The following is a 19,292-nucleotide window of genomic DNA, read 5'->3' as shown; positions in this document are numbered from 1 at the left end:
AGAATTGCCTTTTCATCATGCGAATACTCCTAGATGTGTGCGTCTTGCCGGCGGGGCGGGAGGTTAATCAACTCCCGCACCTTAATGTGCGCCCCGCGGACCGAAATAGAAATACATGCGCGCGAGGCATCGAAGAGTGCGCGGTTACAGCTCGCCCAACGCGGTCGAGACAGCCCGCCGCAGGAATTCGCGGTGCGCCGGCCCCATGACCGACCACGAGTAGCGATCCTGGGCCAGTGCGCAGGCGAATTCGAGAATCGACAGTTCGCTGGTCGAGGCTCGCGGGCCAGCTTCGAGAAAGTCTTTCACATGTGACCAGCGGATCGCCGCTCTGCGGGCGCCGTACACGTAGACGCAGCTCTCGCGGAAATCCGCCCGATACAGCCAGCCCTCGTGCTCCTGGACCAGCGTCACCGCAGCAACGATGAACGGGTTATCGCAGTCGGCTTTCCACTTGGTCAGCGCGCGGCTGAGCTGCTCAGCTGACATCGCGCGGCTTTCGATGCTCATGATTCCCTTCCCAGCTCGTCGAACATGGCGCCGCCTTCCGGGCTCTCGGCCCAGGCCCGGGCTTCCTCCCAAGTGCCGTCGAATTCGCCCGTCTTCGCCGCATCGATCACGGCGCCAGCGCGAAGATCGCCCCAGCGATCCGCCAGCGGGTCGTAGACATGCTTGGGGAGCATTGCCCACTTCTCGATGGCGGCGACCAGGCGGTGAATGTTCGCGCCGTCGTCGACGTCGGGCGGACACCGGTAGTCGTCGAAGTGGCACGCGCGGGCCTGCTCGGCGAGCTCGTCGGCGCCCAGCTCGTCGAGCACGCGCGCCAGGTAATCCGCGGTGGCCTCGCCCTCGCGCCGCGGCGCCCACCACCGCTCGGTCATGGCTCGATCTCCAGTTCGTCGACGGTGAGCACGCCGCGCCGGTAGGCCAGCGCGACGGCGTGGGCGCGGTCGTGGGCGCCGAGCTTCCCGTACAGCCGCCGCAGGTGCGTCTTGACGGTGTCCTCGGACAGTCCGAGGTCGGCGCCGATCTCCAGGCTTGTCTTGCCGACCGTGAGCCCGTTGAGCACTTGGACCTCGCGGTCAGTGAGCGACAGACCGCCGGGGAAGGTGTTGATGCGCCGGAGCACGGCGCGCGGGCGGTGGTCGAGCACGTAGCGGGGCCGTTGGCCCGGGCCCGCCGGGACTGGAGTGAGCCGGAAACCGGCGTCGTGCACGGTCTGACAGAACTCGCGCCAGACCTCCTCGGCCACCCCAACCGGGCGGGCCGGCGCAGGCCTCCCCGACAGCGCCACGGGCGGCGTCGTAGCGGGTTGAATCATATGATTTTCCTTCCTCAGTGGGTGATCTTGTTGACACGGGCGAGCTGGTTCAGCTCGCGGTGGATGCGGCCGTCGAGCCAGTCCTTGGGCCGCCAGACGGCCCAGTCCGCGCCGGCACGCGCTAGCTCGGCGCCGACGAGCTGCTGGTCGCGGGAGACGCGGCCGGCGGTCGACTTCAGCTCCCGGAAGATCAGACCGCCGCGCCCGAACAGCACAAGGTCCGGCCAACCGGGCATGTCACGGCGGGACTCGTGCGGGTGGAAACACCGGATGCCCAGCTCGGCGGCCGCCGTGCGCACCTCGACCTGCAGCTCGGCTTCGCTCGAATCGTGATTCACGATCAGTCCTCGCCGCAGTAGCAGGCATCGCAGCTCGTGCAGCAGTAGCGGTAGCGGGCATCGCAGCTCGTGCACGAGCCGCACTGTTGGCAGCGCGAGCGCTTGTGATGCCCGCAGATCGGATCGACGTCGTCCTCGTAGCTGTAGGTGCCGGGGACGGCCGGCTCACCGCTGTCGGTGCTCATGGGACCTCCGGTCGGCTTGCTCGTACTCATGGCGTCCGCAGGCGGTCCAGCCAGCCAGCAGCTCCCGCCGGCAGCCCGGACAGATCCACTGCCGAACGGACTCCCCCATCAGGTCCGGCAGCAGCGCCACGACGACCATCAGCACTGCCGCGACGTTGCCGACGATCCGACCAACTTTCGACTTCAACTCATCCTCCGTTTTCTCCGCGCGCGCGGTCAGTTGGTTACCTCGGTGGTTGCGTGGCGTACCGACCACCGCGGTAGACGACCACGGTGATCGGTACGCGGGGGGTCCGGGGGGCGCGCGTCTGCGCCCCCCGCTCCCATGTGTTTCCCATGTGTTTTCTATGTGCTTTCTATGTGTGGGGACGGCTGAAGAGCCCCCTTTCTCCGCTAAAACCGCCCCCTTCCGCAGCCAAAACCGCCCCCTTTCGAGGGCAAAAACCGCCCCCTTTCGCGCATCGGAAGGAGACCGCGAAAACCGCCCCCTTCTGAGGGCTAAAACCGCCCCCTTTCGAGAGCAAAAAGAGGGCGGTAAACCGGGCCTCTTTCTTCAGCTAGAAGAGGGCGTTTCTTCCGTCCCCTTTTCGTAGTGCGCGAACCGCCACATCACCGGTGCTCCGCGGTAGCCGCCGCCCTTGCGGACGATCAGACCTTTTCGCCGCAAAGCAGACAGCACGTACTTCACTTCTTTCTCGCTGGTCCGAGCCCCGCGGGCGACTTGCTCGCGCCATGGGTTGCCGTAGCCAGTCTCGTCTTTGCACCACCTGGCCAGCGCCGAAAGGGTGGCTATCTCTCTGTGAGTGAGGTCGGAGGGTGCTTCATCTTGAACCCACTTCACCAGTCGAAACCCCACTCCCACCCCGTTCACGGTCACTCTCGATCAGCGTTTTTCCGCACGCGCCGCGGCACCGCGTCGACGTACACGCGCCCCAGGCGCGTTGAACCTTGGTTGGGGACCCAGGGTGATGCTGAGCGCACGTCAAAACCGGCCTCCAGCGCGGCGAGTGCGCGCCGGATCTCGGCGAACTCGCCTATGAGCCGGATCTCCATCAGCCCGCGCCGGTGCGCGGTATTTCGGCCTGCCGCTGGGCAGTGAGCAGCAGGCGGCGGAGTAGCTCGACCGCATCGGCGAGCCGGTGGAGTAGCTCGACCGCATCGGCGAGCATGGCGGTCTCGGCCAGCTTTGCGTGCGCGTGCGCGGCCACGAGCAACGGCGACGGTGGTTCGGCCAGTTGGAACTCCCACGCCTGCTCCGAATCGCCCGCCCCGGCCATGTTCAGCAGCTTCTCGGCGTGCCGGTAGTGCTCTTCGCCGGTCACGCGGCGACCGCCTCGGCCTGGAAGTTGGCGTAGACGACGACGCGGACGCCGGACTGCTCGCCCTCCATCACCCAGCACTGGCGACCGCGCTTGCGGTCCTGGTCGTAGGTGTTGTCACGGACCACACCGGCGAAGTGCCCGGCGTACTGGCTGAGGATCTCGCGTTTGACATCTTCCGACAGATCTTCGGGAATGTTGCCGAGCAGCGTCCGGCCGGAGCTACTGATGTGCGTGCCCCAATCGATATCCGGCAGGCCGGAGTAATGCACGACGTGCAGCAGCACGGTCACGGCGTCCGCCAGGTGGTCGTGCTGCCGTCGCCGGATGATCTCGGCGCGGTCCGGCGTGGACACGGCCGGCTGTTCGACGGGGTCGAGGATGGCCGTGCTTTCGACCGTCGAACCGTCGGCCGGTGCTGCTACCGTGGATGCCGACGCGCTCTTGGTTGCTGCTGCGCCGTCGAGATAATCGGCCCTCGTCCCCTCTGGGCGAGGGCCGATTAGCGTCTGCGAATTTTCTGTCTCGATCATGCGGTCTTTCTCTCCTCTCGTTGGCGACGGAGCAGCTCGACCACGCCAGGTTCGAATAGGCGGCAGCCGGTACGGCCGGGCAATTTGCCTGCGACCGGCAGCTTTCCCAGCTCTACCCACCTGTTGAGCGTGCGGATCGAAACTCCAAGCGCGGCCGCGGCCTCCTTGGTTGATAGAGGTCGTGCGGTTGTCATGTGCCGTAGCTTGGCATATGACAGTCTCAACGTCAACGACAAGCAGGGACGATATTGACGCGCGGCGCGTCAATGGCCTAACTTGTGACACATGACTGGAGCACTGACAACGGTCGGGGCGGTGCCGCAGTGGACTTTGGCGGATCGGCTCCGCAAGGCACGAGAACACGCAGAGCTGCACCAACGCGAGCTCGCCACCAGGCTCGGGTTGTCGCGCACGAGCATCAGCAGTTACGAGTCAGCGTCGGTCACACCGAAGCGGCCGGTCCTCTTAGCCTGGTCGATGGCTACCGGCGTGTCGTTCGATTGGCTCGCGGGGGAAACCGAACCGGAACCAACCGCTGACCTGACCGCGATCTCGGGTGAACCTACCGGGCGGTATTCCCTGCTTAGCGACACCTCCATAACATCAAAACTCCAGGTCACGGGTCAACTGCTGCCTTTCGAGCAACGCAAACCGGCCGTCGCCCGGTCGGACGCGGCCAAGACGGTGATTTTCCGTGCAGCCGCGTAATATCCCCGAGTCAGTCAGTGATTCGGTTAGCGTGCGTAATGATGAACTGATTGCAGACCACCTGAATTGGCTCCGGCGGTGTACTGGTCGCGAAGACACAATTCGGCATCGCCAAGGCAACATGCTGCGCGTAGCGCGTGCACTGCCGATTCCCTTGAATGAAGCAACTGTCGAAGATCTCGACCGCTGGCAGGCAAGTCTCAAGGTCAGCCGGTCGAGCGTGGCCACATATACCAGCCACGTCCGGGCCTTTTATCGGTGGGCACATGAAAGCGGACGAATCGCCGATAACCCCGCAGCGAATCTGCCGATACCGAAGCTTCCGCGGCGATTACCGCGCCCCATCCCGGAAAGACATCTGATCCTCGCCTTGCAGTGCGCGCGCGGTTCGATGCTGGTATGGCTCGTGTTGGCGGGTTGGTGCGGTTTGCGCGCTGGTGAGATCTCGCGCCTGCGCGATGAGAGCGTGATCGAGACCGACGAGGGCATCTTCCTGCGTGTCGACGGCAAGGGCGGCAAGGAACGGATCGTGCCGGTGCCCGAGGAGATCGCTCCGATCGTGCGCGGATCGATGCGCCCCGGGGCCTGGTTCCGCACTCCAAGCGGCCGCGCCACACCCCCTCGGTATATCAGCCGGGAAACGTCACAGTACCTGCAGTCGCTCGGGCTGCCGTACGTGCTGCACCAGCTGCGGCACCGGTTCGGCACCCAGCACTACCGGCTGTGCCGCGATATCCGGCAGACGCAAGAACTGATGGGCCACGGCAGCCCCGCCACCACGGCTCTCTACACCCTGGTCGCTCCCGGCGCCATGAAGTCGATGAAGCGACTCGGGAAGACCTTCCCCAAGCTCGCCCCGGATACCCGCGCGGCGTAAACCGAAAGGATCACCATGGATACGTTCACCACCGAATTGAGCGACGTCCTGGGCCAGTATGTGCCCTACGACGGGCCACACAGCAGAGAGACCGTGCTCGACGCGGCCCGGAGCATCTCCGCGCTGGTGCGGTACATCAACAACGCCACAAGCCCGGGCCGTACGACGCTGGCATGGGCGCACACCGTGTGCAGCACGACGAGCAGCCTGTGCGCCGCCGTGCATGGTATGGACCAGCTGTTTGACCAGCTGACGACGGCGATCGAGCGCGAGGATCCGACGCGTTATTACGACGGTGACCACCGCAACCGGGAGCTGGCGCGGGTGAAGTCGGCCGAGGCTGCCCGGTACCTGGAGACGGCCCGGATGTCCGCGGCCACGCTCGCGCAGCGGCTCTCGGATGCGTGCACCGTGCTCGGCACGCTCGGCAACGACTGACGGGAGAGGCCGGTTCGTGAAGTCAGCGGTCAGGTGGGGCGTGCTGGCGCTGGTTGCGTTCGCGGCCGCCGCGCTCTCGTTCGATACCTTGCTCGATCTCGTGCGGCGCAGCGGCACGGCCGGCTGGCTTGCCCCGCTGTTCCCCGTGTGTCTCGACGCGGCGGGGATCGGCGCCACCCAGCTGTGGCTCTCGCCGGCGATGTCGACACGGACGCGGCGCTCGGCGCGCACGCTCGCGCTGGCCATGATCTTCCTGTCCATCGTGGGCAACAGCCTCGATCACGCGCTGGTGGCCTATGGGTGGCGGCCGTCGTGGCTTGTGCTGGTCGCGGTCGCGGCCGTCCCGCCCGCGGTGCTGGGCGCGGTGGTGCACCTGGCGGTGCTGGCGACCGGGGACGACCGGGCCGCGGCCGCCGTCGACCACTCGGCGGCCGCCGAGCCGGTCAGGTCGCTCGTGCCCAGGCACGCCGAGGTACTCGGCGCGATGCCGACCCAGGCTCAGCGGGTGCGGTATGCGGCGGAGCAGGTCGGCAGCGACCATGTGCCGGCGCTGCTGGAATGGCTCGCGGCGCATGGGTTTCCGGTCACGCACGAGTCGGCCCGGTCGGCGTTGCGCCGGGGCCGGTCGAACGCGGGTGACGAGCCGTCCACCCAGATTTTTCTGCCGGTGGGCAGTGATGCTTGACAACTCCAGAGTGGTTTACGCTGGGAGCACCCGTTTCGCAGCGTGGTGTCCTCCCGGTTCGATGAGCGGTCAGACGGGCCGGGAGGAGTTGCGGTGACGGGGAACGCTGCGAGAAGGGGTTCTGACCATGGTCGTGCTGGCAAGCACCTACGATCCGCCGGAATGGCGTACCGCCGATGGCGAGCTGCACTTGGTGGTCGAGCGGCAGATCTGGGGCGACGAGATCGCCGTGCGCACCGTCGAGCCGTGCGACCGGATGATCAGGGTGAGCGGGGCGGACATGCGCCGGCCGGACGCCCCGCCGTGCCATTTCTGCGCTCGCGCCGCACGCGAGCACTACCCCACGGTCGCGATAGCCTCATCGTCCGGTTCCGACCGTGGATGATGGTCGTGCTCGGCCTGGCGCTGATCGGGTGGGCGCTCGCACACCGCTGACCTGCGCAGGTCAGCTGTGTTGTACGAGGTCTTTGGCCTCGACGCAGGCGTAGACGGCGGTGCCGTTGGCGGTGCTCCTTTCAGCGGAAGGCGAGCCGGAAGGGGTGCTGGTCGGGTTTGCCGTCCTTGTCGACGGTGCTGTACCGCAGCGAGCCGCCGCGGACCGGGTTCCCGGTGACGGTGCGGGTCGGGATGTCCAGGGGCCCTGGTCGGTTCGGGTCGATGATCCAGGCGGCGACCGCGGGGTCGGTCGGGTTGGCCGGATCGACCGGTCGCTTCGGGTCGGGCTGGTTGTAGGGGGATTCGGCCCAGTCCGCGGCGGGTGCGGGCGCGGCGGGGGTGTCGCCGACGAACGTCACCTGGTGGATGACGACTCGTCTGCCGTAGCTGCAGAAGATCTGCATCACGGACTGGCCGGCGAGGTCGAAGTCGAAGTGTTCATCGGTGCCGGCGGGCACGGTGTCGCCCATGTCGTCCTCCGTGGCGGGGTTGGGGTCGATGCCGGGCCAGTGCTCGGCGACCGACGAGGTGTCGAACAGGGCGCCGCGGCTGTGCTGCTTGGCCACGGCAGTGATGCCGTTCAGGGTCGGCAAGGTGGGGTCGCCGTCGTAGTGGGCGATCCAGTACAGCGGTTGCGGTTCGCCGGCGGCGGTGAACGCGTCCTGGACGGCCTGCCAGAGGCTCTGGCTGCAGTACACGGTCGGGATCGCGCCGACGGCTCGTCGACGGCGTGCCCAGCCGGGTGCTTCGGCGGGGGTGGCGTCGCCTTGCTCGACGTCGAGGACGTCGCCGGCGTTCGTCGAGGCCTTTTTCACGATCCGGACGTGGCGGGAGTGCGGGAACAGCGCCCAGTCCGCCGCGGTCCACGGTGGAATCGTGATCTTGTCGATGTAGCCGGCCACCAGCTGCGGCGGCGGGTCGCGGGGGATGTTCGTCGCGGTGACCGCGTCGTACATGGTGCGCATCAGCGGCGTCCGACCTCGCGGCGGCGGCCGCGGCCCTCCAGGAGCCGGAGCCGTTCTTCGTGGTCCTCGACGCGGGCGGCGATGTGGTCGAACGCGCGGGCCGCGCGCCACAGTGAGCGGGTGGCGGGGCCGACACCGCCGGCGACGACCGCGATGTTCGCGGCGATCTGTACCCAGTCCCCGAGATTCATTGCCCGTAGCTTTCGGTGCCGGGGGCGGTGGAGGCGAGGCCGGCCTTTTTCGCGTGCGCGTACTGCAGCCACATGAGTGTGCCGGCGGTCGCGCCGCCGGCGACGATCGGGACCCGGTGGCGGGGGTCGAGCCACGCCGCGGCCACGATGAACAACGCGGACTGGACGAGTCCTATGTAGACCCACTTCATGAGTGTGTCGGCGCGTGCGCTCGCGTTGATTTCGGTGGTCTGCGGCGACGAGCAGGCTGCGGCGATGATCTCGTACACGATGCCCGCGGCTACCAGGAACGAGACGCCCGTGGAGTCGGCTTGCAGCGACAGCGCCATGAAACGGCCCCCTCTATGGCAGGTTCTGGAGTCCCTGGTTGGGATTCGAGGTCAGCGGGTATTGCGGCGTGGTCTGGACGTTCCCGGGCCCGATCCAGCTGTAGTGCTGCTGGTTGGCGTAGTCGACGCCGTGCTGGGCCGCGACCTGCTGGAACGCGGCGACCACGTCGTTGTACTCGCTTTGGGTGATGCCGTAGTTGCCGATCTGCGACTTCAGGTAGGACAGCTGGTCGCCGCCGTAGCGGTACTCGCCGAGGTCCTGGCCTTGGGCGTTGTACACGTGCGTCGGCGTCGACGGGCTGGAGGATCCGGGCACGGTGACCGGGAACTGGTTCTGGATCACGAACTGCGGCACGTCGGCCGCGCTCTGGCTCTGGGTGACCGAGGACTGCGTGGTCTGCTGCCCGGCCGCCTTCTTCCGGCTGGAGATCACATACCAGCCCAGCCCGGCGATCGTGACGATGCCGAGGTATTGCCACGTCTGCAGGGGCCCGATCTTCTCGGTCAGGACGTTGCCGGCCATGTCACATCGTCCACTCGCTCGGCGGGTTCAGGTACCACTCCCAGCCGCCCACCGACAGCAGCGTGCGATGCACGCTGGCCGCCCGCGGCCGCCGGTATAGCGGGTGCGGCCCGGTGAGCATCTCCTGGCCGTCGAGGCGGCGGTGACGCTGCCCGCGGCTGTGGCGGTCGCCGTCACCGCCGAGGTCGAGCTTGAGCTCGGCGCGGCCGCCGACGTCGACTCCGCCGCCGCCGTCGAACTCGAGGACGCCGGCCGCGACGAGCACCAGGCCGGCGGCGGCCGCGATGAACAGCGCGATCTTGGTGTCGCGGCTCACGTCGACCTCCAGTAGGCGTTCATGCCCGGCGGGCGGCCGCCGTAGATGGTCGGGAGCGGGCCGCCGCCGGAGCCGTCCTGGTGCACGACGGTCTGGCTGTAGGACTGGCCGGCGATCTTCGAGTTGGCGGGGCGGTCCTGCCGGCCGGGCTTCATCTGCGGGGTGGCGCGGTAACGGGCCTGGGTCCACTTCGGCGCCGGAACGGTCTTGGTGTGCCGACCGTGCGGGTAGCCGCCGAACACGACCTGAGGGCCGTCCTGGGGCGCGCCGGGCGCCAGCAGGGTGCCCACGGGGTAGGGGCCGCCCGGGAGCGCCCTCACGCGCGGCTCAGGCCCGAACACGTACCCGCGCGCGCCGTAGGGCCGGTACAGGCCCGGGGTGCCGCCGTTGACTCGTTCCTGCGGGTTCGAGCCCTGGTTCCCGAGCGGGAAGGGGCGCCGCCCTGCGGTTGTCGACGCGTGGAACGCCCCGTTGTCGAGGTTGCGGGTGCCGTCCGTCCCGACCTGCCACGAGAGGGTGCGGTTGAGCATCTCCCACTGCGGCGCAGCGGGCAGCGAGTCCGCGTTCGGGAACCCCGGTGACGGGTCGGGCTCGCGGCCGCTGGTGGACGTCTTGCCGCGGCGCTCGATGACGTGCCGGTCCGAGGCGATCAGACGGCCGTTCTCGTATCCGGGGGTGCGGGCGTGCGCGCCGTGGTAGTAGCCGGAGCGGTCGACCACGAACCGGCTCCACGGTGCCTGCTCGGGCGGGCGGGGTGCGGATGAGACCGACTCGTTCCCGTAGATCGGGGTCTCCGGGCCGGGCGCCCGGCCGGCCCGGTTCATCATCGCGATGGCGACCATGGGCTCACCAGGTCCCGCCGCCGGTACCGGCCTTGATCACGTTCGCGATCCCGTTGGCCGACGCGGTGACCAGGTTCGGCCCCTGGCTGCCGGGTCGCACCATCAGGAACAGCACGATCGCGTACGCGAAGATCACGATCGCCGCGCCAATCTTGCCTGTCACGCTCTTCTCCTTTCAGGCCGTGGCCCCGGTGGCCTTGGCGACCATGCCGGCGAACGCGTTCGTCACGGCCGCGACCGCCTGCCCGCTCTTGCTGCCCGGCCGAACCATGGTGAAGATGATCGCCGCGACGATGGCGTAGAAAATCAGGTTCCACACGTCCATACCCATCACCTCACTTTTTCGGCGGCGGGAAGATCTCCGCCAGCGACACGAACACATCCCGCTCGTTGAACGCCACGCCCGAGAGCACGAGCCCCCCGAACGCCGCGGCGATCCGGCCGGCTTTGCGGCCGCTGGAGAGCATCGCCAGCACGATGAATACGCCACACAGAGCGCTCAACCGTCCCAGCGGCAACATGCGCGATGTCGGCGTCGCCGGTCCGTATTTCTTGCGCGCTTCCTGTTGGTACTCCGTCGACACCAGGAACACGCTCGCCAGCATCAGCACCGCGGCCGCGAGGAACTCCCACGCGACCGCCTGCGTCGCCCAGGACGATGACCCGGTCCGCCGCGCGGATGCCTGCTCGCCGTTCACGCGTTGCCCTTCTCCGCGGTCTGCACCGCGTCGATGATCGCCGCGCGCAGTTTGCCCGTCATCGATGTGGACTGGTCGGTCGCCTCGATGAGTTTCCAGAACGACAGGTAGAAACACAGGCCGGCGAGCCAGAACAGCACGATGGCGATCGCCAGCCGGGTGCCGTGGTTGCCGGACGGGGCGCTGGCACCCGTCGCGATCGAGGCGGCGCGGCCGACGACCCCGGGCATGGCTCTACTTGCCGCCCTTTGTGCGGTTGAGCAGATTCATCAGCCCGATCGACGGTACGAACGAGATCACGAGGTAGGTCACCAGAACGGCGACCAGGACCTGCCGATTCTTCATGGTCTGGACCATTCCCTACTTGAGCAGGTGCCGGCTGAGGATGCCGACGATGACGATCTCGGCCACGACGAGGCCGAGCATGTACAGCACGGTCGGGTGCCAGCCCTGCCCGCCGGTGCCGGCGGTCGGGCCGGACACGGGCGCCGCGGTCGAGCTCGACGCGCCGCCCTGCCACTGCTTCCACATAGGACGCTCCTTACAGGTCGATCAGCGACGGGTCGACGGGGCCCACCGCGTAGACCTCTTCCTGCAGCAGCTCCACCGTGCCGGGCAGGTTCGCCCCGGTCGACAGGGTCGAGGATTCCCAGTAGAGCGAGGTGGAGTTGGCGGTGTAGAGCCATCCCTGCCCGTACATCACGCCCGGTGAATAGAACCGCGGGAACACATACACCCCGGTCGGGCGGCTGCGGCCGCCGTAGGAGCTGTAGTGGTCCTGCATCCACTGGAACACCACGTCGGGCGAGAGGGTGCCGAGGTTGCGGGAGTCGAGCTGCCACTGGATCGGGTCCGAGAGGTAGTCCTGTCGGGCTCCGGTCGAGTCCCGCACGATCAGGATCGCGCACCGCACGGCGTTGCCGGTCATGGTGGACAGGAAGTTGTTGTCCGAGCCGGCGGCGTTGAGCGTGAACGTCTGGTGGCGGGTCTTGGTTTGCAGGTTCGCGCCGGCGGGGATGCGCTGGTTCGGTACGCCTTCGAGGTCCTGCTGGTCGGGCTGGGCCCACATGTCGCAGTAGGGCGTGACCGACACGGCCGGTGCCGTGGTCGGTGCGCCGAGCACGTTCCCGACCGTTTCGATGGTCTGGTTCCACGCGTACTGGCTGCGGACGTCGGTGTTTTCCAGCACGCCGAGCTGCTGGCGGACCTCCGGCTGCAGGAAGAGCGTGAACGACGGGTTGACGGTGGCTGAGTAGTCAAACGCGGTGGTCGGGTCCTGCAGCCAGGGGCGCATGTAGCGCTGGCGCTGCCCGTAGGCGTAGCCGCCGATGACGTTGTAGAGGATCTCGGCGCCGTCGGTGTTCTCGATACCGAGCCGCTTGAATAGGTTCAGCGGGGCGTCCGCGGCCACGGTGCCGCCGGCGCCGCCCGAGCTGCGCACGATCAGCCGCAGCCCGCGCAGGAAGTTTCCCGCGTTGATCTGCCCGCCGCCGTCGTGCGTGCTGGCGTCCAGGGTCAGTGAGCTGACCGCACCCTGCTTGTTCTTCTGCGCGAACAGGTTCGTGACTTCCCAGAACGGGTTGCCCCCGCCCTGCTGTGCCGGCGGGGCGCCGGCCGGTGCGCCCTGCGGCGCGGCGGTCTGTGCTGCCATCTTCCGATGCCTCTCAGTACTGGGTGACCATCGCCTTGCCGAGGTGCTGGAGGCGCTCGTCCTGCGAGGCCATCAGGTGATAGCTGGCCAGGCGCCAGAGCGTGCCCCACACCAGCACCACCAGGAAGATGTGAATCGCGACCTTGACGTCGTCCACGATCGGCCTGTCCCTCCTGCTTGGGTAGGCCCCCGATCGACACGACGACCCCCGCTCGAACACGCGGGCGTGTCGAACGGGGGTCGTGATCGGCAGTATAGACCCGAAACCAGGCGACTCAGAGGATTGTGCCGCGATACCCGTCGGGCAGATTCTTGTGATCCCGGTGGCTGTTGATCCAGTACTGGCGGTGCCGTTCGCAACAGAACACATACCAGACGTCGTTACGGCCGCCGCCCTCGCGGGGATCGTGCCGACCGTAATTCACGCGCAGCCGATACGAGAAAATACCGTCGTTGTCGCAGTCCTCCCACGCGCAGAAAATACGGTCACCCTCGTACGCGCCCTCGCGGATGATGACCTTCTTTTCGTGGCGCGCCTTGGTTGTGCCCCGGACAGACATCAGTCGGCCTTGGTGAAATCGAGGTAGTAGTGGGCCCCGACCTCGAATTCAGCAGCGGGGTTGTCGACGTAGATTTCCAGGCTCCCCGCCGGTGTGGCCCTCGCGTAACGCTGATCTTCGGCCAGAGGGTCGTAAATGGCCTGGAATTTCAGGGTGCGCCCCTGACCGCTGGAGTACGTGGTCTGTGAGGAACACTGGAATTTGGCGCGGATTTTGCGGGTCATGAGGTTGCTCTCCATTTCACGTAGGCGTCGCCGGCGCGATCGCGCAGGACCGAGAAGAGATAGGGCACACCGTAATCGGCGCGTCCGGTGCGCAGCTCTTCGGTCATGATCGCTCGGCCGGTGTGCTCGGCGAGCCACCCGAACGTGCGGTGCGCGACACGCGCGGCACGCATGGCGGCCCGCTGCCGGCTATGTGGCGGGACCATCGTCCACATCAGCCACCCGAGCACCAGCACGCTCATCGTGATCTGCATGCGGGCCTCGATCGTGCGAGGGTCCGACATGGACAGTCACCGCCTTCCGCGTCCGCAGCTGCTCACGCGCGAGCACACGGCGCAGCGCCTGGGCTTCGCGCACGACCTCGTTCTTCAGCTGCATGTCGATCATCACCAGCAGCAGCGCGACCGCGGCCGCGGTGATCGTGAGCCACGCCAGACCGCGAAGCCGTTCGATGTCGTCCTCGATCACAGACACGCCAGCGCCACCCGGTAGGCCACGAACCCGGCGACGACCGAGGCTCCCCACGCGATCAGCTCTCTGCGGCTCACGATCCGTCCTCCGTCCGCGTCTGTCGCCCGACCCCGCTCAACGGTACGTCGTGCACCATCACCAGGTGCCGCAGCACGCCGGAGAGGATCTCCTCCACCGTCGTCGTCCGCTCCGCGAACCGCTTGACGTCATCGCCGGGACCGTCCCGGAACTGTCCGCAGGACTGGTGGCATTGCGCGCACCGCAGAAAGAGTCCCCTCACGCCCGCGTCCTCGAGGTACACCGGTGCGGTGCCGGCGAGCTCGAGCGCACGTTCGCGGGTGATCAGCCGGTCGTCCCACTGGGCGGTCACTGGGGGCCTGCCGGGAAGAGTCCGAACGAGAAGGCGTTGCTGCCGCTGGCGCTGCGGTCCCAGATGTCGACCCACACGGGCCCGGGTGGCAGTTCGACGGTCTGGTTGATCGGGGAGGCGGGATTGGTCCAGGCCGCAACGGGGCCGCTGGTGTTGAAGTTGGCGCCCTCGTCGGAGGCGATGATCTGGGCCCAGTAGGCGTTCGAGCTGGGCGAGAACAGGAACTGGGCGGCTCCTGGTTGGACGTAGGGCAGCCAGAACCGTTGGTGGTAGCCGGGTGTGGTGGCCACGGACGTCGCGTGGATGCCCTCGGTCGGCCCGGGGAACAGCACACCACCGCCGGCGTTGATCGGCTGCAGCCAGAGACTCCCGGCGAAGTCGCCGAGTCCGGCGTCGACCTCGAACACGGGTTTCACGTAGTTGCCCAGCATCGGCACGATGGTGTGCAGGATCGCTTCCTGCCGCAGCGTGTAGACGGCCTGGTCGACCACGTTGGTGAACGTGTCGTCCGGCGAGGACTGGACCGTGAGCTTCGCGCCGTTGGTCATGCCGTACATCGCCAGGTAGACGGCCGAATAGGAGCTGACGTCCCAGGAACCCGCGGCCCCGATCCCGCCGGCGGCGACCCCGACGTCGCCGGCGTAGAGCATGGGGCCACGCCAGATCGCCGGTGTAGACCAGCCCATCAGTCACCACCACCGATGAGCTTGCCCAGGGCCCCGAACGGGCTCTTGCCGCCCATCATGGACGCCATCTTCACCAGCTTGCCGGGAATGTGGAAACGGCGGTCGTCGTCCTCCCCGTCGACGCGCACCGCGCACACGAAACCACCGTCCGGCGCCTCGAACAGCGCGAAACGACCGCGCGTGAGCGGTACCGGGGCCTCCGCGGCCGCGGCCGGCGCGGCCCCGTTGTCGTCGTGCTGCTCGGTCATGCTGATCCCCACTTGTCGTCGTCGTAGCGCAGCCAGATCGTGATCCGCGGCGGGGTCCCAGTCGCCGGCGCGTCCCACAGGAACTCCACGTCCTGTCCTTTTTGGATCAATGGCGGCTGCGCCGGGTCCCACTCGCCCACCTCGCCGAGCTGCACCGCCGACACGGGATGACTGCCGATCCGGACGCGCAGCGCGGTTCCGGGCGCCACGCGTTCGGCGACCCCGCGATAGATCTCGTACCACGGCACCTGAACCCCGAGATCCGCGGCGGACAGGACCGTCGTCCAGTTCCCGGTGTTGTCGCCGGTCGAATCGGGCTCGGCGTCCGCCCACCGGGAGCCGAGTCCCGCGTAGCTGACCATCTCAGTCGATCAGCTTCCCGATCATCTCCGCCGGCACCTCGTCGACCTCACCCGAAACCGCGTAGGCATCGCCTGCAGTCAGCGACCCGGCCAGCAGCTCCGTGGACAGCACGAGATAGTCACCCGCTTTGAGCATCAGGCCACGCGAGGGGTTGTAGGTGCCCCCGCCGGCGCCGCCGCCCAGTTGCGCGACGAACCGCGCGGCGTTGGGTTCGCCCTTGTAGATCGCGATCGTGTCGGACGCGGCCATCGTGGCGAACGAGATCCGCACCACCTTCCACACGAACCCCTGCCGCGGCCCGAGCAGCACTTGGTCCGCGGCCTGCTGCGAGCCGAGCGACAGATTGCCGCCGACGTCCGCGGTGCCGCGGGCGACCGGCAGGCTCAGCCGCTTCTTACCCAGCTGCCACGTGTGGGACTGCTGCATCCACCGCTTCTGCGCGGTCGCCAGCTCATCGGCTAGCTCGCCGCGGGTGAGCAGGTCGAGTTTCGCGCCCAGTTTCAGTTCGAATTCCACGTCTACACCGCCGTCACGAATGCTGTTATGCCGCCAAGGGTGAAACCGACCCCGAACAGTGCGAGCACGATCCGCAGCCAGTTCAGCGGATTAACCAGCCACGCCAGCGCGTGGAAGAAATCCGCGACCGGCTGCAGGAACGCGAACGGACTACTGCTGCCGCCCGTGGTGTCCGATGCGAGCGTTCCGGTGCCGACCGGCGCGCCCGTGAGCGCCGCGGTGACCTGCTGCCACAGGCTCGTGTACCGGCTCGCCGGATACATGTTCTTCGGTCGTTCCGCGTAGTACGCGGCGCGAGCCGCCTGGTCCGCCGAGCCGGCGCCGCCGGCGCGCTGCACCCCCGACTGATACGCCGGCAGCATGAACCGCACCGCGAAGTCCGGATCGCTGGCCTGACTCGACGTCACGCCCGGGTGCGCCGGCAGGTGGATCTGAAACGGCCCGAAGCTCGTGCCCTGATCACCCGGCGGGAACGGTCCGGCGCCGAGGCTGCCACCCTCCAGCAGCGCGCCGAGCAGCATCGCGCGGCGCACGTCCGGATCGGGCGTGGCCGCGAAGATGGCGTCTCGGACCGTGCTCACCGGCTACTGCCCGAAGTAGCTCTTGCGGCCACCCTGCCGGCCACCGCCGCCCTGGCCGCCCTGACCACCCTGCCCGCTGCCGCCCTGGCCACCGCCGCGCTTACGGCCGCTCTGGCCGCCCTGGCGGCCGCCCTGCCACGGTGCCCCGCCACCGCCGCCCTGGGCGCCCGGCTCCGGCGCCGGCGGCGCCCACGTCGACTGACGCTGATAGCCCGCGCGCTCCATCAGGTGATCAACGAACGCGCCGTGCTCGTCCTCGTCGTCGAAAAAGTCGTTCGCGAACTCGATGATCCGCTGGTGGGTGTCGTCGATGAACTCCCCGCTCACTGCTGCCCCCCGACCTGGGCGTCGGCGTCTGGCTGCTCGTCGACGGGCTCGGCGGCGGCGGTGGTTTCCTGCTCGTGCGCGTCGATCTTGGCGAGAATGTCCTCGCGGATCTTCTCGGCGGGTATCGGCAGATGCTTGGTGATGTCCCGCAGGATCTCGTGCAGGGTCACGGACTCACTCCCCTATCGATCGATCGATCGGCTGGTGTCGGATGCTACGCGCGTTTCTTACGCCCGTGGAGGTATTCCCGCGCGGTGCGGTCGGGCGGGTGCGACTGCGCCGGGATCGGTTGCACGTCGTAGTCGATCCAGGAGATGTAGGCCTCCCGGCTGTAGGAGTTGCGGATCACGAACTGGCGTTTCTGCAGCGACCGCAACACCGGCACCCAGTCCCGCGGCGGCCCGAGCAGCTCGGCGAACCGGTCGAAGTCGTCCTCGTCCGCGGCCGGGAACACGATCTTCCAGCGGCTCTCCGAGTGCTGGTCGCGCACCACCCCGATCGGCCGCTGCTTCATCGCCACGATCGTGATTCCGTGGCTGCGGGCCTCGCGCCAGTACTGCTTGATCAACCGCTTCAACCGGTTACGGTGCCGGCCCGGCCCGGGCAGGTCCTCGATATAGCCGATCTCGTCGAACGCCACCACCGTGTTCGCCTCCGGCGTCCACAACCGCGTGAGCAGCTCGTAAATCTTCGCCTCGTGATAGACCTCGCGCTCGTGCCCCACCGATGAGGTCTGCGGCCAGAAAATCACCTGCTTGTAGCGCTGCAGGTCACGCCAGTTATCCACAATGGGCCAGCCGAGTCTGTGAATCGTGTCGTCGGCCTTCTTGGTGATGATCAGGATCTCGGAGCTGTCGCGCATGAGAGCGCGTTCCTGCAGCAGCGTGACCAGGACGTAGGTCTTGCCCGAACCGCTCTGCCCCGTGATCTCGACATGCTCCGGTTGTACCTGGCCGTCCGGGCGTCCCCACCGCTCAACGAACGCGGGACCGAGCAGGGACCAGGGCACCTCGTCAGGCCACGTGAAGCCGGCATCCTGGCGGTAGCCGTCGATCTCACGCGGCCGTGTAGCCACTCCAGTCCTCCTCCCGGACCTGCGGCGGCTGCCCGTCCTCGGGCTGCTCCAGATGCACCGTGTGCGCGACGTGGTGCGCCCACACGGCGCCCAGCACCGGCCGGAAGGCGATACCGAGCCCGACCCAGTCCCGCAGGCCGCCCGCGGCGGTCATCCAGTCGACGACACGCGGTGAGCGCACGATGAGCGGTACCGCGGCGTCCGTGATGCGTTCGAAGTTGTCGATCATCGCCCCGCCGCAGATCGGATCCGCCCGGGCGATCGGCTCCAGGATCACCATCCCCAGCAGCCCGATCATCGCCGCCAGATCGTCCTTGACCTCCTGCGGAACCTCACGCACGACCTGCAGATGCCGCTTGCTGTCGCGACCCGAGTCCTCGCGTAGCCGCGCGGGCTCGGGGTCACGTTCGGCTTGCCAGCCGCCGCCTCCGGAGTCGGGGGAGTCGTCAGCGGCGGCTGGCGCCTCGTCCTCCGGGGGAGTGGAGGACGACTGGTCGGATGGCTTGAGACGCCCCCCGCGGCCCGGGCGCTTCTTCGGGCGCCAGTGGCCGGCCTTGCTGTCCCACGTCCACCCATGCGGGGCGCGATCCGGATCCGGCGGCGGCTGCGGTGGCTTGCGCCGGTCAGCAACACCCACGTCGACCCGCTGTCCGGAATCGATCACACCCTCACCCATAGATGCATCATAGATACATGCCGAACCAGGTGCGCTTCATCGCCGGACCCAGAAACACCGACTGGGACGACTACGTGCGCCGCCTGGTCGAGGAACGCGGCTACGGCCACGAACGCGAGTACGTCGGCATCGTCTCGAAAGAACGCGCCGACGAAGTCCGCCGGCGGCTGCGCACCGCCGGCCGACACCTCGGCGTCGCAATGAAAGTGTTCTGGCGCGAATGCGAAGGCTGCAACCACGGCGGCGACGGCTGCGCCTACCACGTGCTCTACACCGCCTACCACCCCACCGACGCCGCGAAATACAAAGCACGCCAGTCCAAAACCGCTCAACGTGGCTGGTAACGATCTCCATTCCGCTCGACTTTCTTCGCGCGCATCAGACCACTGGATCCCAATATCCACCGTCTCAATATGCGTCGAACATGGTGAGTCTCGACAATATTCAACAGACAAGCGAGCCCGACCAAACCGATCGCAATCCACTGCAAGATATCCGCGTTCACTGGATCCTTAGGCCTTCCGATCCGCGGCGGGTTCGTAACCCAAGTCAATGAGCTCCTGGCCGACCGGTTCGTGAAACAAGGGACGCAGACTCTCGATCAAAGTCGTGAGCACGTGCCGGTGATTCACCGAGATTGCCGGGTGTCGAAGCACCAACTGCAGCGCACCGATCAGATACATCCCCGTCATCGGACCAATCTCTAATCCGGTGAAGCGTTGTCCAGCGCACTCTAAATCTTGAAGCGTGGCCATATAAGCCAGGTGCTGATCGTCGGAGAATTGCCTTTTCATCATGCGAATACTCCTAGATGTGTGCGTCTTGCCGGCGGGGCGGGAGT

General features: G+C 67.5%; 43 protein-coding genes. 7 read left to right on the top strand and 36 right to left on the bottom strand.

Annotation, left to right across the window (positions count from 1 at the left end):
* Nucleotides 1-144 precede the first annotated feature (144 nt).
* From FG385_RS33000 to FG385_RS35770, 9 genes are all read right to left on the bottom strand, one after another.
* On the bottom strand, nt 145-510 hold the full coding sequence (locus FG385_RS33000; protein WP_139100738.1) for a hypothetical protein: 366 nt from the start codon (nt 508-510) through the stop codon (nt 145-147).
* Entirely contained in the window at nt 507-881 is a 375-nt protein-coding gene (locus tag FG385_RS32995; protein ID WP_139100737.1) for a hypothetical protein, read from the bottom strand. Before FG385_RS32995 ends, FG385_RS33000 begins: the two co-directional genes overlap by 4 nt.
* Entirely contained in the window at nt 878-1,321 is a 444-nt protein-coding gene (locus FG385_RS35835; protein WP_139100736.1) for a helix-turn-helix domain-containing protein, read from the bottom strand. The genes FG385_RS32995 and FG385_RS35835 overlap by 4 nt, the downstream gene beginning before the upstream one ends.
* Nucleotides 1,322-1,335: 14 nt before the next feature.
* Nucleotides 1,336-1,659 carry a hypothetical protein gene (locus FG385_RS32985; protein ID WP_200834771.1) on the bottom strand — a complete coding sequence of 108 codons (324 nt, stop codon included), beginning with the start codon at nt 1,657-1,659 and terminating at the stop codon, nt 1,336-1,338.
* A 2-nt stretch (nt 1,660-1,661) separates the two neighbouring features.
* Nucleotides 1,662-1,844, bottom strand: coding sequence for a hypothetical protein (locus FG385_RS32980; RefSeq protein ID WP_139100735.1), 183 nt, complete (start codon nt 1,842-1,844; stop codon nt 1,662-1,664).
* A 553-nt stretch (nt 1,845-2,397) separates the two neighbouring features.
* Nucleotides 2,398-2,721 carry a hypothetical protein gene (locus FG385_RS32975; protein ID WP_139100734.1) on the bottom strand — a complete coding sequence of 108 codons (324 nt, stop codon included), beginning with the start codon at nt 2,719-2,721 and terminating at the stop codon, nt 2,398-2,400.
* A 175-nt stretch (nt 2,722-2,896) separates the two neighbouring features.
* Nucleotides 2,897-3,166: a hypothetical protein gene (locus tag FG385_RS32970; RefSeq protein ID WP_139100733.1), complete on the bottom strand. Its 270-nt coding sequence runs from the start codon at nt 3,164-3,166 to the stop codon at nt 2,897-2,899.
* Nucleotides 3,163-3,696 (bottom strand): hypothetical protein, encoded by a 534-nt coding sequence (locus FG385_RS32965; RefSeq protein WP_139100732.1) that lies wholly within the window; start codon nt 3,694-3,696, stop codon nt 3,163-3,165. Before FG385_RS32965 ends, FG385_RS32970 begins: the two co-directional genes overlap by 4 nt.
* Complete coding sequence (locus FG385_RS35770) at nt 3,693-3,890, bottom strand: helix-turn-helix domain-containing protein (RefSeq protein WP_139100731.1); 198 nt, start codon at nt 3,888-3,890, stop codon at nt 3,693-3,695. The genes FG385_RS32965 and FG385_RS35770 overlap by 4 nt, the downstream gene beginning before the upstream one ends.
* A gap of 91 nt (nt 3,891-3,981) precedes the next feature.
* Between FG385_RS35770 and FG385_RS32955 the strand changes: the two genes are divergently transcribed.
* The 5 genes from FG385_RS32955 (at nt 3,982) to FG385_RS32935 (ending at nt 6,789) form a co-directional block, all read left to right on the top strand.
* On the top strand, nt 3,982-4,404 hold the full coding sequence (locus tag FG385_RS32955; RefSeq protein ID WP_139100730.1) for a helix-turn-helix domain-containing protein: 423 nt from the start codon (nt 3,982-3,984) through the stop codon (nt 4,402-4,404).
* Nucleotides 4,405-4,525: 121 nt separating this feature from the next.
* Nucleotides 4,526-5,281 carry a tyrosine-type recombinase/integrase gene (locus FG385_RS32950; RefSeq protein ID WP_139100729.1) on the top strand — a complete coding sequence of 252 codons (756 nt, stop codon included), beginning with the start codon at nt 4,526-4,528 and terminating at the stop codon, nt 5,279-5,281.
* A 15-nt stretch (nt 5,282-5,296) separates the two neighbouring features.
* Nucleotides 5,297-5,719 carry a hypothetical protein gene (locus tag FG385_RS32945; RefSeq protein ID WP_139100728.1) on the top strand — a complete coding sequence of 141 codons (423 nt, stop codon included), beginning with the start codon at nt 5,297-5,299 and terminating at the stop codon, nt 5,717-5,719.
* 40 nt (nt 5,720-5,759) lie between these two features.
* Nucleotides 5,760-6,404, top strand: a complete 645-nt coding sequence (locus FG385_RS32940) for a DUF2637 domain-containing protein (RefSeq protein WP_160148951.1) — start codon at nt 5,760-5,762, stop codon at nt 6,402-6,404.
* 127 nt (nt 6,405-6,531) lie between these two features.
* Nucleotides 6,532-6,789: a hypothetical protein gene (locus FG385_RS32935; RefSeq protein WP_139100726.1), complete on the top strand. Its 258-nt coding sequence runs from the start codon at nt 6,532-6,534 to the stop codon at nt 6,787-6,789.
* A 130-nt stretch (nt 6,790-6,919) separates the two neighbouring features.
* Here FG385_RS32935 and FG385_RS32930 read toward each other — a convergent pair whose 3' ends face one another.
* The 16 genes from FG385_RS32930 to FG385_RS32875 form a co-directional block, all read right to left on the bottom strand.
* Nucleotides 6,920-7,804: a glycoside hydrolase family 25 domain-containing protein gene (locus FG385_RS32930; RefSeq protein WP_200834770.1), complete on the bottom strand. Its 885-nt coding sequence runs from the start codon at nt 7,802-7,804 to the stop codon at nt 6,920-6,922.
* Nucleotides 7,804-7,995 carry a hypothetical protein gene (locus FG385_RS32925; RefSeq protein WP_139100725.1) on the bottom strand — a complete coding sequence of 64 codons (192 nt, stop codon included), beginning with the start codon at nt 7,993-7,995 and terminating at the stop codon, nt 7,804-7,806. Before FG385_RS32925 ends, FG385_RS32930 begins: the two co-directional genes overlap by 1 nt.
* On the bottom strand, nt 7,992-8,324 hold the full coding sequence (locus FG385_RS32920; RefSeq protein ID WP_139100724.1) for a hypothetical protein: 333 nt from the start codon (nt 8,322-8,324) through the stop codon (nt 7,992-7,994). Before FG385_RS32920 ends, FG385_RS32925 begins: the two co-directional genes overlap by 4 nt.
* Nucleotides 8,325-8,337: 13 nt before the next feature.
* Nucleotides 8,338-8,847 carry a hypothetical protein gene (locus FG385_RS32915; protein ID WP_139100723.1) on the bottom strand — a complete coding sequence of 170 codons (510 nt, stop codon included), beginning with the start codon at nt 8,845-8,847 and terminating at the stop codon, nt 8,338-8,340.
* Nucleotide 8,848: 1 nt separating this feature from the next.
* Nucleotides 8,849-9,163 carry a hypothetical protein gene (locus tag FG385_RS32910; RefSeq protein WP_139100722.1) on the bottom strand — a complete coding sequence of 105 codons (315 nt, stop codon included), beginning with the start codon at nt 9,161-9,163 and terminating at the stop codon, nt 8,849-8,851.
* Nucleotides 9,160-10,005 carry a hypothetical protein gene (locus FG385_RS32905; protein ID WP_139100721.1) on the bottom strand — a complete coding sequence of 282 codons (846 nt, stop codon included), beginning with the start codon at nt 10,003-10,005 and terminating at the stop codon, nt 9,160-9,162. Before FG385_RS32905 ends, FG385_RS32910 begins: the two co-directional genes overlap by 4 nt.
* 4 nt (nt 10,006-10,009) lie before the next feature.
* Nucleotides 10,010-10,168 carry a hypothetical protein gene (locus FG385_RS34145; protein WP_160148950.1) on the bottom strand — a complete coding sequence of 53 codons (159 nt, stop codon included), beginning with the start codon at nt 10,166-10,168 and terminating at the stop codon, nt 10,010-10,012.
* A 12-nt stretch (nt 10,169-10,180) separates the two neighbouring features.
* On the bottom strand, nt 10,181-10,330 hold the full coding sequence (locus FG385_RS34140; protein WP_160148949.1) for a hypothetical protein: 150 nt from the start codon (nt 10,328-10,330) through the stop codon (nt 10,181-10,183).
* Nucleotides 10,331-10,340: 10 nt separating this feature from the next.
* Nucleotides 10,341-10,703, bottom strand: a complete 363-nt coding sequence (locus FG385_RS32900) for a hypothetical protein (RefSeq protein WP_139100720.1) — start codon at nt 10,701-10,703, stop codon at nt 10,341-10,343.
* On the bottom strand, nt 10,700-10,933 hold the full coding sequence (locus FG385_RS32895; RefSeq protein ID WP_139100719.1) for a hypothetical protein: 234 nt from the start codon (nt 10,931-10,933) through the stop codon (nt 10,700-10,702). Before FG385_RS32895 ends, FG385_RS32900 begins: the two co-directional genes overlap by 4 nt.
* Nucleotides 10,934-11,063: 130 nt before the next feature.
* Nucleotides 11,064-11,234: a hypothetical protein gene (locus FG385_RS34135; RefSeq protein ID WP_160148948.1), complete on the bottom strand. Its 171-nt coding sequence runs from the start codon at nt 11,232-11,234 to the stop codon at nt 11,064-11,066.
* A 10-nt stretch (nt 11,235-11,244) separates the two neighbouring features.
* On the bottom strand, nt 11,245-12,354 hold the full coding sequence (locus tag FG385_RS32890) for a hypothetical protein (protein ID WP_139100718.1): 1,110 nt from the start codon (nt 12,352-12,354) through the stop codon (nt 11,245-11,247).
* Between the two features lie 13 nt (nt 12,355-12,367).
* Nucleotides 12,368-12,511, bottom strand: coding sequence for a hypothetical protein (locus FG385_RS34130; RefSeq protein ID WP_160148947.1), 144 nt, complete (start codon nt 12,509-12,511; stop codon nt 12,368-12,370).
* A 118-nt stretch (nt 12,512-12,629) separates the two neighbouring features.
* Nucleotides 12,630-12,914 (bottom strand): hypothetical protein, encoded by a 285-nt coding sequence (locus FG385_RS32885; protein ID WP_139100717.1) that lies wholly within the window; start codon nt 12,912-12,914, stop codon nt 12,630-12,632.
* Nucleotides 12,914-13,138 carry a hypothetical protein gene (locus FG385_RS32880; RefSeq protein WP_139100716.1) on the bottom strand — a complete coding sequence of 75 codons (225 nt, stop codon included), beginning with the start codon at nt 13,136-13,138 and terminating at the stop codon, nt 12,914-12,916. Before FG385_RS32880 ends, FG385_RS32885 begins: the two co-directional genes overlap by 1 nt.
* Entirely contained in the window at nt 13,135-13,392 is a 258-nt protein-coding gene (locus FG385_RS32875) for a hypothetical protein (protein WP_139100715.1), read from the bottom strand. The genes FG385_RS32880 and FG385_RS32875 overlap by 4 nt, the downstream gene beginning before the upstream one ends.
* On the opposite strand from FG385_RS32875, the gene FG385_RS32870 reads away from it, so the two are divergent.
* A complete protein-coding gene (locus tag FG385_RS32870; RefSeq protein ID WP_139100714.1) occupies nt 13,391-13,630 on the top strand; it encodes a hypothetical protein in 240 nt (79 codons plus the stop codon). The two genes, FG385_RS32875 and FG385_RS32870, sit on opposite strands and share 2 nt — an antisense overlap.
* 52 nt (nt 13,631-13,682) lie before the next feature.
* On the opposite strand, the gene FG385_RS32865 is transcribed toward FG385_RS32870, so the two are convergent.
* Genes FG385_RS32865 through FG385_RS32825 form a run of 10 tightly spaced genes read right to left on the bottom strand, consistent with a single transcriptional unit; the run spans nt 13,683 to nt 18,451 of the window.
* Complete coding sequence (locus FG385_RS32865) at nt 13,683-13,979, bottom strand: hypothetical protein (protein WP_139100713.1); 297 nt, start codon at nt 13,977-13,979, stop codon at nt 13,683-13,685.
* Complete coding sequence (locus FG385_RS32860; RefSeq protein WP_139100712.1) at nt 13,976-14,665, bottom strand: hypothetical protein; 690 nt, start codon at nt 14,663-14,665, stop codon at nt 13,976-13,978. The genes FG385_RS32865 and FG385_RS32860 overlap by 4 nt, the downstream gene beginning before the upstream one ends.
* Nucleotides 14,665-14,913 carry a hypothetical protein gene (locus FG385_RS32855; RefSeq protein ID WP_139100711.1) on the bottom strand — a complete coding sequence of 83 codons (249 nt, stop codon included), beginning with the start codon at nt 14,911-14,913 and terminating at the stop codon, nt 14,665-14,667. The genes FG385_RS32860 and FG385_RS32855 overlap by 1 nt, the downstream gene beginning before the upstream one ends.
* Nucleotides 14,910-15,275: a hypothetical protein gene (locus FG385_RS32850; protein WP_139100710.1), complete on the bottom strand. Its 366-nt coding sequence runs from the start codon at nt 15,273-15,275 to the stop codon at nt 14,910-14,912. The genes FG385_RS32855 and FG385_RS32850 overlap by 4 nt, the downstream gene beginning before the upstream one ends.
* 1 nt (nt 15,276) lies before the next feature.
* Nucleotides 15,277-15,792 (bottom strand): hypothetical protein, encoded by a 516-nt coding sequence (locus FG385_RS32845; protein ID WP_139100709.1) that lies wholly within the window; start codon nt 15,790-15,792, stop codon nt 15,277-15,279.
* Between the two features lie 2 nt (nt 15,793-15,794).
* Complete coding sequence (locus FG385_RS32840) at nt 15,795-16,373, bottom strand: hypothetical protein (protein ID WP_139100708.1); 579 nt, start codon at nt 16,371-16,373, stop codon at nt 15,795-15,797.
* Between the two features lie 3 nt (nt 16,374-16,376).
* Nucleotides 16,377-16,700 carry a hypothetical protein gene (locus FG385_RS34565; protein ID WP_200834769.1) on the bottom strand — a complete coding sequence of 108 codons (324 nt, stop codon included), beginning with the start codon at nt 16,698-16,700 and terminating at the stop codon, nt 16,377-16,379.
* Complete coding sequence (locus FG385_RS34125; RefSeq protein WP_160148946.1) at nt 16,697-16,870, bottom strand: hypothetical protein; 174 nt, start codon at nt 16,868-16,870, stop codon at nt 16,697-16,699. Before FG385_RS34125 ends, FG385_RS34565 begins: the two co-directional genes overlap by 4 nt.
* Before the next feature lie 44 nt (nt 16,871-16,914).
* Entirely contained in the window at nt 16,915-17,775 is an 861-nt protein-coding gene (locus FG385_RS32830) for a hypothetical protein (RefSeq protein ID WP_139100707.1), read from the bottom strand.
* A complete protein-coding gene (locus tag FG385_RS32825) occupies nt 17,756-18,451 on the bottom strand; it encodes a hypothetical protein (RefSeq protein WP_139100706.1) in 696 nt (231 codons plus the stop codon). Before FG385_RS32825 ends, FG385_RS32830 begins: the two co-directional genes overlap by 20 nt.
* Before the next feature lie 17 nt (nt 18,452-18,468).
* Between FG385_RS32825 and FG385_RS32820 the strand changes: the two genes are divergently transcribed.
* On the top strand, nt 18,469-18,795 hold the full coding sequence (locus FG385_RS32820; protein ID WP_139100705.1) for a hypothetical protein: 327 nt from the start codon (nt 18,469-18,471) through the stop codon (nt 18,793-18,795).
* A 168-nt stretch (nt 18,796-18,963) separates the two neighbouring features.
* Here FG385_RS32820 and FG385_RS32815 read toward each other — a convergent pair.
* A partial coding sequence (locus FG385_RS32815) for a hypothetical protein (protein ID WP_235022937.1) occupies nt 18,964-19,292 on the bottom strand: 329 nt, incomplete at its 5' end.

This window comes from Amycolatopsis alkalitolerans (genome assembly GCF_006152065.1).
Taxonomy (GTDB): domain Bacteria; phylum Actinomycetota; class Actinomycetes; order Mycobacteriales; family Pseudonocardiaceae; genus Amycolatopsis_E; species Amycolatopsis_E alkalitolerans.
The sequence above is the reverse complement of the archived record's forward strand: the minus strand, read 5'-3'. Positions and strand labels throughout refer to the sequence as shown.

What these genes read in the sequence shown, in the direction of transcription:
- FG385_RS32820 (WP_139100705.1), top strand. Translation starts at nt 18,469, where the DNA reads ATGCCGAACCAGGTGCGCTTCATCGCCGGACCCAGAAACACCGACTGG.
- FG385_RS32880 (WP_139100716.1), bottom strand. Translation starts at nt 13,138, where the DNA reads ATGACCCGCAAAATCCGCGCCAAATTCCAGTGTTCCTCACAGACCACG.
- FG385_RS34140 (WP_160148949.1), bottom strand. Translation starts at nt 10,330, where the DNA reads ATGGACGTGTGGAACCTGATTTTCTACGCCATCGTCGCGGCGATCATC.
- FG385_RS35835 (WP_139100736.1), bottom strand. Translation starts at nt 1,321, where the DNA reads ATGATTCAACCCGCTACGACGCCGCCCGTGGCGCTGTCGGGGAGGCCT.
- FG385_RS32925 (WP_139100725.1), bottom strand. Translation starts at nt 7,995, where the DNA reads ATGAATCTCGGGGACTGGGTACAGATCGCCGCGAACATCGCGGTCGTC.
- FG385_RS32955 (WP_139100730.1), top strand. Translation starts at nt 3,982, where the DNA reads ATGACTGGAGCACTGACAACGGTCGGGGCGGTGCCGCAGTGGACTTTG.
- FG385_RS32935 (WP_139100726.1), top strand. Translation starts at nt 6,532, where the DNA reads ATGGTCGTGCTGGCAAGCACCTACGATCCGCCGGAATGGCGTACCGCC.
- FG385_RS32870 (WP_139100714.1), top strand. Translation starts at nt 13,391, where the DNA reads ATGCGGGCCTCGATCGTGCGAGGGTCCGACATGGACAGTCACCGCCTT.
- FG385_RS33000 (WP_139100738.1), bottom strand. Translation starts at nt 510, where the DNA reads ATGAGCATCGAAAGCCGCGCGATGTCAGCTGAGCAGCTCAGCCGCGCG.
- FG385_RS32980 (WP_139100735.1), bottom strand. Translation starts at nt 1,844, where the DNA reads ATGAGCACCGACAGCGGTGAGCCGGCCGTCCCCGGCACCTACAGCTAC.
- FG385_RS32885 (WP_139100717.1), bottom strand. Translation starts at nt 12,914, where the DNA reads ATGTCTGTCCGGGGCACAACCAAGGCGCGCCACGAAAAGAAGGTCATC.
- FG385_RS35770 (WP_139100731.1), bottom strand. Translation starts at nt 3,890, where the DNA reads ATGACAACCGCACGACCTCTATCAACCAAGGAGGCCGCGGCCGCGCTT.
- FG385_RS32855 (WP_139100711.1), bottom strand. Translation starts at nt 14,913, where the DNA reads ATGACCGAGCAGCACGACGACAACGGGGCCGCGCCGGCCGCGGCCGCG.
- FG385_RS34135 (WP_160148948.1), bottom strand. Translation starts at nt 11,234, where the DNA reads ATGTGGAAGCAGTGGCAGGGCGGCGCGTCGAGCTCGACCGCGGCGCCC.
- FG385_RS32905 (WP_139100721.1), bottom strand. Translation starts at nt 10,005, where the DNA reads ATGGTCGCCATCGCGATGATGAACCGGGCCGGCCGGGCGCCCGGCCCG.
- FG385_RS32930 (WP_200834770.1), bottom strand. Translation starts at nt 7,804, where the DNA reads ATGCGCACCATGTACGACGCGGTCACCGCGACGAACATCCCCCGCGAC.
- FG385_RS32995 (WP_139100737.1), bottom strand. Translation starts at nt 881, where the DNA reads ATGACCGAGCGGTGGTGGGCGCCGCGGCGCGAGGGCGAGGCCACCGCG.
- FG385_RS32945 (WP_139100728.1), top strand. Translation starts at nt 5,297, where the DNA reads ATGGATACGTTCACCACCGAATTGAGCGACGTCCTGGGCCAGTATGTG.
- FG385_RS32920 (WP_139100724.1), bottom strand. Translation starts at nt 8,324, where the DNA reads ATGGCGCTGTCGCTGCAAGCCGACTCCACGGGCGTCTCGTTCCTGGTA.
- FG385_RS32825 (WP_139100706.1), bottom strand. Translation starts at nt 18,451, where the DNA reads ATGGGTGAGGGTGTGATCGATTCCGGACAGCGGGTCGACGTGGGTGTT.
- FG385_RS32850 (WP_139100710.1), bottom strand. Translation starts at nt 15,275, where the DNA reads ATGGTCAGCTACGCGGGACTCGGCTCCCGGTGGGCGGACGCCGAGCCC.
- FG385_RS32950 (WP_139100729.1), top strand. Translation starts at nt 4,526, where the DNA reads ATGCTGCGCGTAGCGCGTGCACTGCCGATTCCCTTGAATGAAGCAACT.
- FG385_RS32965 (WP_139100732.1), bottom strand. Translation starts at nt 3,696, where the DNA reads ATGATCGAGACAGAAAATTCGCAGACGCTAATCGGCCCTCGCCCAGAG.
- FG385_RS32890 (WP_139100718.1), bottom strand. Translation starts at nt 12,354, where the DNA reads ATGGCAGCACAGACCGCCGCGCCGCAGGGCGCACCGGCCGGCGCCCCG.
- FG385_RS32915 (WP_139100723.1), bottom strand. Translation starts at nt 8,847, where the DNA reads ATGGCCGGCAACGTCCTGACCGAGAAGATCGGGCCCCTGCAGACGTGG.
- FG385_RS32860 (WP_139100712.1), bottom strand. Translation starts at nt 14,665, where the DNA reads ATGGGCTGGTCTACACCGGCGATCTGGCGTGGCCCCATGCTCTACGCC.
- FG385_RS32895 (WP_139100719.1), bottom strand. Translation starts at nt 10,933, where the DNA reads ATGCCCGGGGTCGTCGGCCGCGCCGCCTCGATCGCGACGGGTGCCAGC.
- FG385_RS32875 (WP_139100715.1), bottom strand. Translation starts at nt 13,392, where the DNA reads ATGCAGATCACGATGAGCGTGCTGGTGCTCGGGTGGCTGATGTGGACG.